General features: G+C 68.2%; 14 protein-coding genes and 1 tRNA gene. 3 read left to right on the forward strand and 12 right to left on the reverse strand.

Annotated features, from left to right (window positions below; translation table 11 throughout):
* Positions 1–42 precede the first annotated feature (42 nt).
* From ASC55_RS06775 to ASC55_RS06795, 5 genes are all read right to left on the reverse strand, one after another.
* Positions 43–261, reverse strand: a complete 219-nt coding sequence (locus ASC55_RS06775) for a hypothetical protein (protein WP_055873884.1) — start codon at positions 259–261, stop codon at positions 43–45.
* Between the two features lie 97 nt (positions 262–358).
* A complete protein-coding gene (locus tag ASC55_RS06780; protein ID WP_055873886.1) occupies positions 359–649 on the reverse strand; it encodes a hypothetical protein in 291 nt (96 codons plus the stop codon).
* A 9-nt stretch (positions 650–658) separates the two neighbouring features.
* Entirely contained in the window at positions 659–955 is a 297-nt protein-coding gene (locus ASC55_RS06785; protein ID WP_157559418.1) for a hypothetical protein, read from the reverse strand.
* Positions 956–1,045: 90 nt separating this feature from the next.
* Positions 1,046–1,118 (reverse strand) — tRNA-Thr (locus ASC55_RS06790).
* A gap of 45 nt (positions 1,119–1,163) precedes the next feature.
* On the reverse strand, positions 1,164–2,108 hold the full coding sequence (locus tag ASC55_RS06795) for a DsbA family protein (protein ID WP_017828951.1): 945 nt from the start codon (positions 2,106–2,108) through the stop codon (positions 1,164–1,166).
* A 230-nt stretch (positions 2,109–2,338) separates the two neighbouring features.
* Between ASC55_RS06795 and ASC55_RS06800 the strand changes: the two genes are divergently transcribed.
* Positions 2,339–3,442: an ABC transporter ATP-binding protein gene (locus ASC55_RS06800; protein WP_055865216.1), complete on the forward strand. Its 1,104-nt coding sequence runs from the start codon at positions 2,339–2,341 to the stop codon at positions 3,440–3,442.
* Between the two features lie 84 nt (positions 3,443–3,526).
* On the forward strand, positions 3,527–4,831 hold the full coding sequence (locus ASC55_RS06805) for a DUF4032 domain-containing protein (RefSeq protein ID WP_055873892.1): 1,305 nt from the start codon (positions 3,527–3,529) through the stop codon (positions 4,829–4,831).
* Positions 4,832–4,843: 12 nt separating this feature from the next.
* Here the strand turns inward: ASC55_RS06805 and ASC55_RS06810 are convergent, their stop codons facing one another.
* The 5 genes from ASC55_RS06810 to ASC55_RS06830 form a co-directional block, all read right to left on the reverse strand.
* A complete protein-coding gene (locus ASC55_RS06810; RefSeq protein ID WP_055873898.1) occupies positions 4,844–5,485 on the reverse strand; it encodes an NAD(P)-dependent oxidoreductase in 642 nt (213 codons plus the stop codon).
* 22 nt (positions 5,486–5,507) lie between these two features.
* Positions 5,508–6,521 carry a 23S rRNA (guanosine(2251)-2'-O)-methyltransferase RlmB gene (gene rlmB, locus ASC55_RS06815; protein ID WP_017828955.1) on the reverse strand — a complete coding sequence of 338 codons (1,014 nt, stop codon included), beginning with the start codon at positions 6,519–6,521 and terminating at the stop codon, positions 5,508–5,510.
* Positions 6,514–7,914 (reverse strand): cysteine--tRNA ligase, encoded by a 1,401-nt coding sequence (gene cysS, locus ASC55_RS06820; protein WP_055873900.1) that lies wholly within the window; start codon positions 7,912–7,914, stop codon positions 6,514–6,516. The genes rlmB and cysS overlap by 8 nt, the downstream gene beginning before the upstream one ends.
* Positions 7,911–9,146 (reverse strand): 2-C-methyl-D-erythritol 4-phosphate cytidylyltransferase, encoded by a 1,236-nt coding sequence (gene ispD / locus ASC55_RS06825; protein WP_055873903.1) that lies wholly within the window; start codon positions 9,144–9,146, stop codon positions 7,911–7,913. The genes cysS and ispD overlap by 4 nt, the downstream gene beginning before the upstream one ends.
* A gap of 70 nt (positions 9,147–9,216) precedes the next feature.
* Positions 9,217–9,699, reverse strand: a complete 483-nt coding sequence (locus ASC55_RS06830) for a CarD family transcriptional regulator (protein WP_017201416.1) — start codon at positions 9,697–9,699, stop codon at positions 9,217–9,219.
* Between the two features lie 137 nt (positions 9,700–9,836).
* Between ASC55_RS06830 and ASC55_RS06835 the strand changes: the two genes are divergently transcribed.
* Positions 9,837–10,370, forward strand: a complete 534-nt coding sequence (locus ASC55_RS06835; protein WP_055865231.1) for a hypothetical protein — start codon at positions 9,837–9,839, stop codon at positions 10,368–10,370.
* Between the two features lie 87 nt (positions 10,371–10,457).
* Here ASC55_RS06835 and ASC55_RS06840 read toward each other — a convergent pair whose 3' ends face one another.
* Positions 10,458–11,141 (reverse strand): response regulator transcription factor, encoded by a 684-nt coding sequence (locus tag ASC55_RS06840; protein ID WP_017828959.1) that lies wholly within the window; start codon positions 11,139–11,141, stop codon positions 10,458–10,460.
* Positions 11,138–12,361 carry a sensor histidine kinase gene (locus ASC55_RS06845; RefSeq protein WP_055866802.1) on the reverse strand — a complete coding sequence of 408 codons (1,224 nt, stop codon included), beginning with the start codon at positions 12,359–12,361 and terminating at the stop codon, positions 11,138–11,140. The genes ASC55_RS06840 and ASC55_RS06845 overlap by 4 nt, the downstream gene beginning before the upstream one ends.
* Positions 12,362–12,414 lie beyond the last annotated feature (53 nt).

The raw sequence follows: 12,414 nt of genomic DNA on the forward strand, positions 1-12,414 counted from the left end.
ACTCCCCTGCACCCCTGCTCTGCGAAGGGCCGGAAGAGTGACCTACTCGTCCTCGGCCTCGGCCGCGGGCTCGCCGTTCTTCCACGAATACTCGAGTCCTGCACCGATCGCGAGACCCACAGAGATACCCACACCTGCGCCGATCGCAACGCTGTCGAAGAAGATCAGCCCGGCCGCAACGCCCAGCGGTAGCCCGAGCGCCATCCCTGTGGCGATGCCATACCCCGGCTTCTTCTTCGAACTCTCCTCTGATGCGGTCATGGGTGCAACGGTACGCAGGCACGTGAGCAGGCGCATCCCCCGTGAGACGGACATCAGCCGACCCGCCGGAGCCGGAGGTAGCGAAGCGAAGAACCGCTCACTCCGTTCGCTTCTGGACGCCAGCTCCCGGGCCGTGTCGAGTCTCGAAAGCCCGGGTCTCCCGCAGCGCCTTGCGGAGCTGGACAGCCCCGATCGCGGCACCGAGCGCGAACACGACGATGCCGATCCAGCGCCACACGTTGGGGCCGTCGAGGACGAGAACGAAGATCCAGCCGGCCAAGACGACGGCTGAGAACCCCAGTTGAGATACCGCCCCCACCCGCCTGCGCTGGAGGGCGAGTCGCTGCTGGATCAGCGACGGGGTCGGCTCCGCCTCGGGCTCGCTCATGCCCAGAGCCTACGACCTACGCGGCGGCGCATACCGGGCAAAATCGCCGACGACGGACAAGCCCGGCCCGAGCTCTGCCTGCAGATCTGCCACGAGCTGCTCGCCCTCAGCGATCCATGTGCGTCCGATCTGTGGATCTGGCCATTGCATTTCAGTGACCGGATCCAGCACGGTCTCCCAGACCTGATTCCACTCCCGGAGCCGCTTTCGCAGCTCAGCTGAGACCACAAACCTCTCCGGTATCCGGTCGCCTCCGAACCACTCCGGGTACAGCAGAAACGTGTTCATACGATCTTCAGGAGTCATCCCCCGACTATCTAGGTTCGCCATCAGGGCGACGATAGCAATGCGGGAGCGTGCAATACGCCTCTCGGCTGATGCCGTCGGTGTTTCTTGAGCCGACTACGGGACTCGAACCCGTAACCCCCGTATTACAAGTACGGTGCGCTACCAATTGCGCCAAGTCGGCGGATGCCACCCACAAGCTTAGCGATGGCATCGACCCCGCTTCGACCTAGGGGGCAGGCGTGGTGGTCGGTGTGGGAGTCGGCGTCGGCGTGGCACGCGAGGCATCGCTCGCGACGCTGAGCACGAACTGCGAGAACTCGGCCGGGTCGTCGAGCGCTCCGACGTACGCTTCGCCGTTCGCGACGACCATCGGAGCCGACTGCAGGACCAGGTCCTTGGAGCCCGCGAGCGGTCCGTCCAGCGCGCGAGTGGTCGCATCCTTCGCCCAGCTGACGAAGTCGCCGTTCTCGATGCACGACCGCACGGCCTTGGTGTTGTCGGTGCCGACGGCCGCGGCGAGGTTCGCGAGCTCTTCGTCGGACATGCCATCGCTGCCGACCTCGGGCTGGTTGTCCAGCAGGTCGTGGTTGAACGCGTAGAACTGCGCGGGCGAGTGCGTGGCGACGCAGGCGGCTGCGGCCGCCGAGCGCAGCGAGTACTTGGTGCCGTTCGAGCTCGCGGTGAGGAGAGCGACCGGGTGGTAGCTGACGGTCACGGCGCCCTCGCTGATCCAGCCGGCGAACTGACGCGCGTTCGCCCGCTCGAACTTCCCCGCGTCCGGCGAGAGGTAGTCGACGTAGACGTGGATGTCGACCTTCTCAGACGTGGTCGCCTTGGGCGTCGGCTCGGTCGACGCACCCGCATCGGTCGGCTCTGCGGACGGTGTCGCGGGGACCTCGTCGGATCCTGCGACCGCCGTGATGTCTGTGACGACCACGCCGTCCGATTCCATCCCCGTCGGAGTGAGCTTGGGCTTGGACACCTGGGCGGACACCGCAAGGGTCACCGCAGTGCCGATCGCCCCCACCGCGACGACCGCGACGGCGCCGATGATGATACGTCGCATGAGGCGCGCCCTCGACTGCTGGGCGTGCACTTGCTGAGCCTTCTCCCGCACGGCCTCGCGAGAATTGCGAGGTGTGGGGACGTTCGGCGTTTCGTCGCTCGACATCGTTCCTCTTGTGAGTCTGCGGGGGTCCGGGTTGGCCCCGACCGCCGCTCAGCGACGATCGCCGCTGCGCGCGGCCGAGTTCGATGCTAACCAGTGAGGCTGAGAAATACCCAGGTACAGCCGTTCATGTCATACTGAATTCGACCCAAAGACGGGTCACGGTGACTCATCTCACCGCTTCATCACTACGGATCGTCCGGCACGTACCTGCCGGTGAAGGAGAAACGACAATGGCATCTGTGACTTTCGACGAAGCCACCCGCCTGTACCCCGGTGGAACCCGTCCGGCCGTCGACAAGCTGAACCTCGAGGTCGGTGACGGCGAGTTCCTCGTCCTCGTCGGTCCTTCCGGTTGCGGTAAGTCCACGTCCCTGCGCATGCTCGCCGGCCTCGAAGAGGTCAACGCCGGCCGCATCCTCATCGGCGACCGCGACGTGACCGACGTCCCGCCGAAGGACCGCGACATCGCGATGGTCTTCCAGAACTACGCGCTGTACCCGCACATGACCGTCGCCGAGAACATGGGCTTCGCTCTCAAGATCGCCGGCGTCGGCAAGGAAGAGCGCGCCACCCGCGTGCTCGAGGCTGCGAAGCTCCTCGACCTCGAGCCCTACCTGACCCGCAAGCCGAAGGCCCTCTCGGGTGGTCAGCGTCAGCGTGTCGCCATGGGCCGTGCGATCGTGCGCCAGCCGCAGGTGTTCCTCATGGACGAGCCGCTGTCGAACCTCGACGCCAAGCTCCGCGTCCAGACCCGTACGCAGATCGCGTCGCTGCAGCGTCGTCTCGGCGTCACCACGGTCTACGTCACCCACGACCAGACCGAGGCGCTGACCATGGGTGACCGCATCGCGGTCCTCAAGGACGGCCTGCTCCAGCAGGTCGGCTCCCCGCGCGACCTCTACGAGAAGCCGAACAACGTCTTCGTGGCCGGCTTCATCGGCTCGCCCGCGATGAACCTGTTCTCGGCGGACCTCGCCGAGGGCGGCATCCGCTTCGGCACCGAGGTGGTCCCGCTCGACCGCGACACCGTCGGCCGCGCGAACGGTTCGCAGGTCACGGTCGGCGTGCGCCCGGAGGACATCGTCGTCGGCCCCGCCGATGGCAAGGGCCTCTCGGTCACGGTCGACCTCGTCGAGGAGCTCGGCGCTGACGGCTACCTCTACGGGCACACCGAGATCAACGGCAAGCGCGCCGACCTCGTCGCTCGCGTCGATGGCCGCAACCACCCGAACGCGGGTGAGACGGTCACGCTCGCAGCTTCGGCCGGCCACGTGCACGCGTTCGACATCGAGTCGGGCGAGCGCCTGAACGACAAGCCGGTCGTCTCCGCCTGATCGGATCCACAGACGCGGCGCAGGCTGACTTCGGTCGCCTGCGCCGCGTCTCTTTTTCCTCTTCGCACGCAACCAGGGAGCGCCATGCAGGATTCGCTGCGGATCACCGCCAGCAAGATCGATCCGGGGTTGCTCTCCCTCCCCTGGTCCACCACGTTGGCGAAGTGGCCGTCCGAGCACATCGTCTCGCTCCCGAAGGGGCTCTCCCGCCACCTCGTGCGCTTCGCCGACCTCTCCGGTCGCGTCGTCGCCGTCAAGGAGACCACCGCGGAGATGGCGCAGCGCGAGTACGACATGCTCGGCAACCTCGCCCGACTCGATGTGCCCTGCGTCGACCGGGTGGCCGTGATCGCCGGGCGCACCGACGCGCATGGTGACCCACTCCCCGCCGCGCTGGTCACCTCGCACCTGCGCTTCTCGATGCCGTACCGCGCTCTGTTCACACGCGTTCTGCGCCCGGACACCGCCAACCGTCTGGTGGACGCACTCGCGCTGCTGCTCGTCCGCCTGCACAACGTGGGCTTCTACTGGGGCGACGTGTCACTGTCGAACACCCTGTTCCGTCGGGACGCCGGCGCATTCGCCGCCTACCTCGTCGACGCGGAGACGGGAGAGCTGCACGAGGAGGGGCTCACCGACGGCCAGCGCGCCTACGACCTCGACCTCGCCCGCACCAACATCGCCGGCGAGATCATGGACCTCGCTGCCGGCGGACGGCTCGAGCACGGCGTGGACGCGGTCGCGATCGCCGACGGCATCGTGTCGTCGTATCGATCGCTGTGGGCAGAGCTGACTGCACAGGAGTCGTTCTCCGCCGCGGAGACATGGCGCATCACCGAACGTGTCGAGCGGCTCAACGCCCTCGGCTTCGACATCGACGAGATGTCGATGTCGACGACCGCGGACGGCACCGTGGTGGAGATCCAGCCGAAGGTCGTGGATGCCGGACATCATCAGCGCCGTCTCATCCGCCTGACCGGCCTCGACGTCGAGGAAAACCAGGCACGACGTCTGCTCAACGACCTCGACGAGTTCCGGGCCCGCTCGACGAAGCAGTGGGCGGACGAGGAGATGTACGCGCACGAGTGGCTGACCCGAGTGTTCGAGCCGGTCGTGCGTGCGATCCCCTACGAGCTGCGCGCCAAACTCGAGCCGGCCGAGGTGTTCCACCAGGTGCTGGAGCACCGCTGGTACCTGTCTCAGGCGGAAGGACGCTCCATCCCGCTCGCCGAGGTGCTCACCAGCTACATCAACGAGGTGCTGCGGCATCGGCGCGACGAAGCCACCATCATGGGTCCGCCCACCGAGACGATGAGTCTTCCCGTCATCACCGGCATGACGCCGGTCGCCGATGATGACGAGGACGTGGACTGGCGGGATCTGGTCTGATCGACCGGCGGCTCAGTAGCCGACGGTGAACCGCTCCCTGTGGTGGTTGCCCTGCTCGATCTCGTCGACCACCGCGACGGCGAAGTCGGCACCCGAGATGTACGACTTGCCTTCGGCGTCGCGGACGATCACGTCGCCGCCGTCCCGGTAGTGGCCGGTGCGCTCGCCCTCCGCCCAGGGTCCGAAGACCTCGGCGGGGTGGATGAAGAACCAGTCCAGGCCCGCGTCGGTCGCCTCGAGGAGGGCCAGCGAGTCGATGCCGACCTGCGCCTCGTGCTTGTACTCCTCCGGGAAGCCCTGATCGAACAGGCGCGGCCCACCGGGGGCCACGAGGCTCCCGCCGGCGCCGCCGACGACGCCGACACGCGTGTCCGTACCCGCGAGCTGCTCGACGACATTCGACAGCGCCTCGAGCGCACGGTCGGCCATGTCACCGCGCGGCGAGAGAGCCGAGACCACGGCGTCCGTGCCGACGAACGCTTCCGCGAGCGGTGCCAGGTCGAGAGCGGAGCCCTGCAGATATGCGGCCCCCGCCACCGGATCGGCCGGCGCAGAACGCGAGATCGCGATCACGGCATGGCCACGGCTCACCGCCTCCGTGACGATGTGACGACCGGCGTAACCGGTCCCTCCGAGCACGATGATGCGAGCCATGGTCTGCCTTCCCTCGAACGGTCTAGTTCTTCTTCGCGGCGCGGAGCGACGCGACCTGGTAGAGCGCGACGGAGGTCGCGATGCCGGCGTTCAGTGACTCGGTGGCCGCAGAGATCGGGATCGAGACGATCTGATCGCAGGTCTCGGAGACCAGGCGGGACAGCCCCTTGCCCTCCGACCCGACGACGATCACCACGGGACGATCGGCGAGCTGCAGCTCGGGGAGCGACACATCGCCGTCGCCGTCGAGGCCGAGCACGAACACGCCCTGCTTCTTGAACTCCTTGAGCTGCGTCGTGAGGTTGGTCGCCAGCGCCACAGGGGTGCGAGCGACGGCTCCGGCACTGGTCTTCCAGGCGGCGGAGTTGACGCCGGCCGAGCGACGCTGGGGAAGGATGATCCCCTGGCCTCCGAACGCCGCGGTGGAGCGGATGATGGCGCCGAGGTTGCGGGGGTCGGTGATGCCGTCGAGCGCCACGAACAGCGGCACCTCGCCACGGTCGATGACCTGCTCGAGCAGATCCTGCGGGTGCGCGTACTCGTACGGCGGCACCTTGATCGCGACGCCCTGGTGCACACCGTCGAACCCGGCCATGCGGTCGAGCTCCGGACGTGTGACCTCCATCACGGGGATGCCCCGATGCGTGGCGATCGAGAGCATCTCCTTCACGCGGTCGTCCATCTCGACGCGCTGCGCGATGTAGAACGCCGTCGCCGGGATCTTCGCCCGCAGTGCCTCGAGGACCGAGTTGCGACCCGTGACGTTCTCGGTGTCGTCTCCCGCCTTGGCCTTCGGCGCACGGTTGCCCCCGCCACCGGAGCCCGGCCGGCTGCCACCGGGGCGGCCCTTGCCGCCCGTCGCGGCGGCGTAGCGCTCGGCCGCGGCCTTGCGCTTGCCGGCGGGGTGCCACGCGCGGTCCTCCGCCTTCGGCGTCGGTCCCCGGCCCTCGAGCGCCTTGCGCCCGAGTCCGCCGGTGCCCTTGGTCGGGCCCTTCTTGTTTCCCTTGCTCGCGCCGGGGCGCCCTGGCTTAGCCATCGATACTCCAATGAGTTCCGGCCGGAGTGTCCTCCAGCGTGATTCCTGCGGCGGCGATCGCATCTCGGATGCGATCCGCCGCCGCCCAGTCCTTGTCAGCGCGTGCCTGAGCGCGCTGGGTGATCATCGTCTGGACGAGGGCGTCCAGAGCGGATTGCGAAGCGTCGGCCTTCGCCCCGGATGTGTGTGTGAGGCCCAGGACCGACGTCATCGCCAGCACGGCGCGCAGCGCGTCGAGCGCGGCGTCGTCCTCCCCCGCGTCCAGCGCCGCGTTTCCCGCACGCACCGTCTCGTGCAGCACGGCGAGCGCCTGGGGCACGCCGAGATCATCGTCCATCGCCGCCGCGAACGCCGCGGGGAGGCTCTGCGACAGGAAGAACCCGATGCCGCCTCCGGCAACACGTGCGGCGCGCTGCTGGAACGTGCTGATCCGGCTCAGAGCCGCTTCGGCCTCCGCCCACGACGAGTCGCCGAGGTCGAGGCTCGACCGGTAGTGAGCGGCGGCGAGCGCGTAGCGCACCACCAGCGGATCGTGCGCGGCCAGCACGTCTGCGGCCAACGTGAAGTTCCCGAGCGACTTCGACATCTTCTGGCCGTCGACGGTGACGAGACCGTTGTGCATCCAGTAGCGCGCGAAGCCGTCACCTGCCGCCGTCGACTGGGCGAGCTCGTTCTCGTGATGCGGGAATCGCAGGTCGAGCCCACCGCCGTGGATGTCGAACTCGGGCCCGAGATAGCGCTTCGACATCGCGGAACACTCGATGTGCCATCCCGGACGCCCGGCGCCCCACGGCGACGCCCAGGTGGCGTCTGCCGGCTCTTCGGGCTTGCTGCCCTTCCACAGGGCGAAGTCCTGCGGATTGCGCTTGCCCCGAGGGTCGGCGTCCTCCGCGGCTTCCATGGCATCGAGGGATTGATGGGTGAGCGATCCGTAGTCCGGCCAGGAGCGCACGTCGAAGTACACGTCTCCCGAACCGTCAGGGGCGGGATATGCGTGACCGCGCTCGATCAGCAGCGCGATGAGCTCCTGCATCTGCGGCACCGATGCCGTGGCTCGCGGCTCGTACGTCGGGGGCAGGATGCCGACCCCCGCATACGCCGCGCTGAACTCCTGCTCCATGCGATACGCGAGCGCCCACCACGGCTCGGAGTCGGTGGCGTTCGCGAGCACCTTGTCGTCGATGTCGGTGACGTTGCGCACGAAGGTGACCCGACCGTGGCGGTACTGCAGCCAGCGGCGCAGCAGATCGAAGCTCAAGGCCGCCCTGACGTGCCCGATGTGGGGGCCTGATTGCACCGTGGGTCCGCACACGTACATCGTGATGTTCTCGGGATCGAGAGGCACGAAGTCGCGCAGCTGCTGCGCGCGGGTGTCGTAGAGGCGGACTGTCACCGCTCAAGCCTACTCGGGGACGGCTGAGCGCCCGCCTTTAGATGACGATGAACGCCGGGAACCACCGACGCGATGGCCGTCACGGCGATGCCCTCTCCCCTGCCGGGGAACCCGAGCCCGTCCGTGGTCGTCGCCGTCACGGACACCGGAGCGCCCAGGACGGCGGACAGAACCCCTTCGGCCTCGGCCCGCCGTGGGCTGAAGCGCGGTCGATTGCCCTGGAACTGCACCGAGACGTTGCCGATCTCGAACCCGGCTTCGGCCAGCAGCTCCCGGGTGCGAGCGAGGAAGACGTCCGCATGCGCGCCGGCGTACTCGGGGTGGGAGGTACCGAAGTGCTCTCCGATGTCACCGAGCCCCGCGGCACCCAGCAGCGCGTCGACGATCGCATGGGCGACGGCGTCTCCGTCCGAATGACCGGAGAGGGGCTGCTCCCCCGGCCACTCGAGGCCGGCGAGCCACAGGTTCCCCTCGCCCCCGAAGGCGTGGACGTCCGTGCCGATGCCCACCCGGGGGGTGCCGGTGGCCGCGACGCTCGCACCCAGCAGGTGGCGGGCGCGCTGGAGGTCAGCGGGCGTGGTGATCTTGAAGGCGCGTTCCGAACCGGCGATGTACCGCACGGGGTGGCCGGCCGCCGAGAACAGGGCCGCATCATCGGTGTACTCGATCCCGCTGTCGCCGGCGGCAGCGTACGCCGCCTCGAGCGGGCCCCTCGGAAACCCCTGCGGCGTCTGCGCCGCAGCGAGCTCGGAACGGTCGACGGCCCCGACGACGGCCCCGTCCACGACCTTCTTGAGCGTGTCGACGACGGGCAGTGCCGGGATGATGCCGTGCTCTGCTGTCACGGCAGCGGTGACGGCGTCGATCTGCGACGGAGGGGTGAGCGCGCGCGCCGCATCGTGCACCAGCACGATCTCGACGTCTCCCCAGAGCGCGGCGAGACCTGCCGCCACCGACTGCTGCCTGGTCGCACCACCGGTGACCACACGACCGAGATCAGCCCGGTCGCCGGCCGCGGCGCGCAGTTCCGTCTCGGCGTCGCCCTCCCATCCATCGGGGGCGACCACGACGACCTGCGCAGGCGATGCGGCGAAGACGCCGTCGAGCGCGTGGCGGAGGACGGAACGGGCGTCGATGCCGACGAAGGCCTTCGGAGCTTCGGCACCCAGACGCGTGCCGGAGCCTGCAGCCACGACGATGATCGCTGAACGCGGGACAGGGAGGATGGTCACAGCATCACGTTACCGGCGAAGACGACGAAAGGCGGATGCCGAAGCACCCGCCTTTCGTCGTGAAAAGAGCTCAGGAAGCGAGGACCTCGTCGAGCAGTGCGCCCGCCTTGTCCTCGTCGGTCTTCTCGGCGAGCGCGAGCTCGGAGATGAGGATCTGACGAGCCTTCGCCAGCATGCGCTTCTCGCCCGCGGAGAGGCCGCGGTCCTGATCGCGACGCCACAGATCGCGCACGACCTCGCTCACCTTGATCACATCGCCGGAGGCGAGCTTCTCGAGGTTCGCCTTGTACCGGCGCGACCAGTTCGTGGGTTCTTCCGTGAAGGGTGCTCGCAGCACCTCGAAAACATGATCGAGGCCTTCCTTGCCGATGACGTCACGCACGCCGACCAGGTCGACATTCTCCGCGGGGACCTCAATGATGAGATCACCCTGGGTGACGTTGAGCTTCAGGTATTTCTTCGCCTCACCCTTGATGATGCGCTCCTTGACCTCGATGATGGTCGCAGCGCCATGGTGGGGATAGACGACGGTCTCGCCAACCTCAAAAAGCATAAAAACGTGTCCTTTCGGCAACCTCAAGGATACCACAGGGGACATGCGCTAAGGTTCGCGCCCCCGGTGCCGCAGGAGCCCTCACGACTTACGCATAGAATGGATGCGGATATCCCCGCCGGACCTCAGGAGGACCCGTGAAATCGCGCCTTGTTGCGTCTGCAGCCCTCAGCGCCCTCGTTCTGCTCGGCGCGACCGGGTGCACGTTCATCACCCCACAGTCCACCAAGACCGAGTACGCCGCATCCGACGGCGTGAACGTCTCCGACGCCGACGGCCCGATCGACGTGCGCAACGCCCTCGTGGTGGCCACCGAAGACGGCTCTGTGGGCAATCTCATCGCGGCGTTCGTCAACCCCACCGATGAGAAGGCGACTCTCACGATCACGGTCGCGGGCGTCGACCCGCTCGTCGTCACCGTCCCCGCCGGCGACACGGTGAGCCTGGGCGCCGGTGCCGAACCGCTGCGCATCGTCGGACTCGACACCAAGCCCGGCGCGACGGTGGAGATGCACTTCCAGTCCGGCGACTCCACCGGGGTCAAGACGGAGGTTCCCGTGCTCGACGGAACGCTCCCCTACTACTCGGACCTCGCCCCCTCGGAGAAGACGGCCCCTTCGACGCCGACGCCGAAGCCCACCGACACGGCGGCTCCGGCCCCCAGCAACTGACACCTCAGAGCACGAAGACGAAGAGGCCGGCGCCCAGGGGCGCCGGCCTCTTCGCTGTCTCGACGGGCTCTTCGTCCCGCCGGGAGATCAGCCTTCGAAGCGGTATCCCAGACCGCGCACAGTGACGAGCATCACAGGCTCGCTCGGGTTCTCCTCGATGCGCGAGCGGATCCGCTTGATGTGCACATCGAGCGTCTTGGTGTCGCCGAAGTAGTCGCTCCCCCAGACCCGGTCGATGAGCTGGCCGCGGGTCAGTACGCGCCCGGAGTTGCGCATCAGCACCTCGAGCAGCTCGAACTCCTTCAGCGGCATGTTGATCTGGGCTCCGGCCACGGAGACGGTGTGCCGATCGATGTCGAGCGAGACCCGTCCGCCGTCGAGCACGCGCTCGTCGAGTTCGCTGTCCGCCTGCACGACCCGGCGCAGCACGGCACGCATGCGGGCGAGCAGCTCCCGGGACGAGTAAGGCTTCGTGATGTAGTCGTCGGCTCCGAGTTCGAGGCCCACCACGATGTCGACCTCGGAGTCCTTGGCCGTGAGCATGATGATGGGAACGGCAGAGGTCGACCGGATCTGCCTGCACACCTCTGTTCCCGGCATGCCGGGAAGCATCAGGTCGAGCAGCACGATGTCGGCCCCGCGCTCCCGGAAGGCCGCGAGCGCTCCGGGACCGTCCTCCGCGATCTCCACCTCGTAGCCCTCACGCCGGAGCAGGTACGCGAGCGGGTCGGCGAGGTCGGGCTCGTCTTCGACGAGAAGGATTCGGGTCATGCTCTCTCTCCGTTTCGAACGCGCGCGGATGCGGCGGACTTGGCCGCTTTGCGCGCGCGCTTCTTCTTGCTCTTCTTGCCCGCGTCGAGGTTGTCGGGGGCGTCGATCCGGGGAAGACGGATCGTGAACGTGGACCCGCGGCCCGGACGCGACCACAGCCGCACCTCGCCGCCGTGCCGCTGGGTGGCGTGCTTGACGATGGAGAGCCCGAGGCCGGTCCCTCCGGTGCGCCGCGAACGGGCCTCGTCGGCCCGGTAGAACCGCTCGAAGATGCGCTCGCGATCGGCTTCTGCGATGCCGATCCCCTGGTCGGACACCGCGATCTCGACCACGCCGTCCTCCGCGCGGACGCCGACTCCGACGCGGGAGCCGCGGGGCGAGTAGACGATCGCATTGGCGATCAGGTTTCCGACCGCCTCGATCAGGATCTGGGCGTCGCCGCGCACGAAGACGCCGCGGTCCCCTCCCCTGGTGAGCTCGACCCCTGCGGAATCGGCCTGCACGACGTGAGCCTCGATCGAGGAGGCGATCACCTCGTCGATCGCGACCGGACCGACCTTCGTCAGACCGTCCTCGGCCTGGAGCCGGGACAGGCTCATGATGCGTCCGGTGAGCTGTCCGAGCCGCCCCGCCTCCGCGGAGATGCGCGCGGCGAAGATGCGCACCTGGGCGGGATCGTCGGCCGCGGACTCGATGGCCTCGGCGAGAAGGCTCACCGCGCCCACGGGCGTCTTCAGCTCGTGGCTCGTGTTCGCCACGAAGTCACGACGCATCTGATCGAGCCGCTCCTGCTCCGTGACGTCGCGGATGATCAGCAGCACCAGACGCGTGCCGATCACGCTGGCGCGCGCCGAGACCAGGCGGGGGTCGAGGCTCAGGCCCCCTCGGGTGAGGCGCATCGACTCGGTGGCTGTGCCGCCGGCCTCCCTGACGCCGCGCACGAGCTGGCGCAGCTCCGGGTTGTCGAGCGTCGAGCCGACATCGATCCCGAACCGGGTCGCCGCTTGCGAGGAGGCGAGTACCAGACCGGAGGTGTCGACGATCGCCGCGGCATCGTCCATGCTGTGCAGGACATCGGTGATGCCGGCGGGAATCGCCAGCGATGTCTCCTCCTGCACGCGGGCCCGCGCCCGGTATGCCCACACGACGAGCAGGGAGAGGCCGACGCCGATCACCAGCCCGATGGCGAGCGAAGACAGCGCGAGCTGCGGCAAGGTCATGACATAAGCGTAGAGTGCGTTCACCGTCCGTCCGGCGGGTTTCCGCGCCCTGG

The organism is Microbacterium sp. Root322 (genome assembly GCF_001425645.1).
Classification (GTDB): domain Bacteria; phylum Actinomycetota; class Actinomycetes; order Actinomycetales; family Microbacteriaceae; genus Microbacterium; species Microbacterium maritypicum.

Bases quoted from the DNA above. Each gene is read 5' to 3' on its own strand.
- ASC55_RS06775 (WP_055873884.1), bottom strand. From the start codon at position 261: ATGACCGCATCAGAGGAGAGTTCGAAGAAGAAGCCGGGGTATGGCATC.
- ASC55_RS06780 (WP_055873886.1), bottom strand. From the start codon at position 649: ATGAGCGAGCCCGAGGCGGAGCCGACCCCGTCGCTGATCCAGCAGCGA.
- ASC55_RS06785 (WP_157559418.1), bottom strand. From the start codon at position 955: ATGACTCCTGAAGATCGTATGAACACGTTTCTGCTGTACCCGGAGTGG.
- ASC55_RS06795 (WP_017828951.1), bottom strand. From the start codon at position 2,108: ATGTCGAGCGACGAAACGCCGAACGTCCCCACACCTCGCAATTCTCGC.
- ASC55_RS06800 (WP_055865216.1), top strand. From the start codon at position 2,339: ATGGCATCTGTGACTTTCGACGAAGCCACCCGCCTGTACCCCGGTGGA.
- ASC55_RS06805 (WP_055873892.1), top strand. From the start codon at position 3,527: ATGCAGGATTCGCTGCGGATCACCGCCAGCAAGATCGATCCGGGGTTG.
- ASC55_RS06810 (WP_055873898.1), bottom strand. From the start codon at position 5,485: ATGGCTCGCATCATCGTGCTCGGAGGGACCGGTTACGCCGGTCGTCAC.
- rlmB (WP_017828955.1), bottom strand. From the start codon at position 6,521: ATGGCTAAGCCAGGGCGCCCCGGCGCGAGCAAGGGAAACAAGAAGGGC.
- ASC55_RS06830 (WP_017201416.1), bottom strand. From the start codon at position 9,699: ATGCTTTTTGAGGTTGGCGAGACCGTCGTCTATCCCCACCATGGCGCT.
- ASC55_RS06840 (WP_017828959.1), bottom strand. From the start codon at position 11,141: ATGACCCGAATCCTTCTCGTCGAAGACGAGCCCGACCTCGCCGACCCG.
- ASC55_RS06845 (WP_055866802.1), bottom strand. From the start codon at position 12,361: ATGACCTTGCCGCAGCTCGCGCTGTCTTCGCTCGCCATCGGGCTGGTG.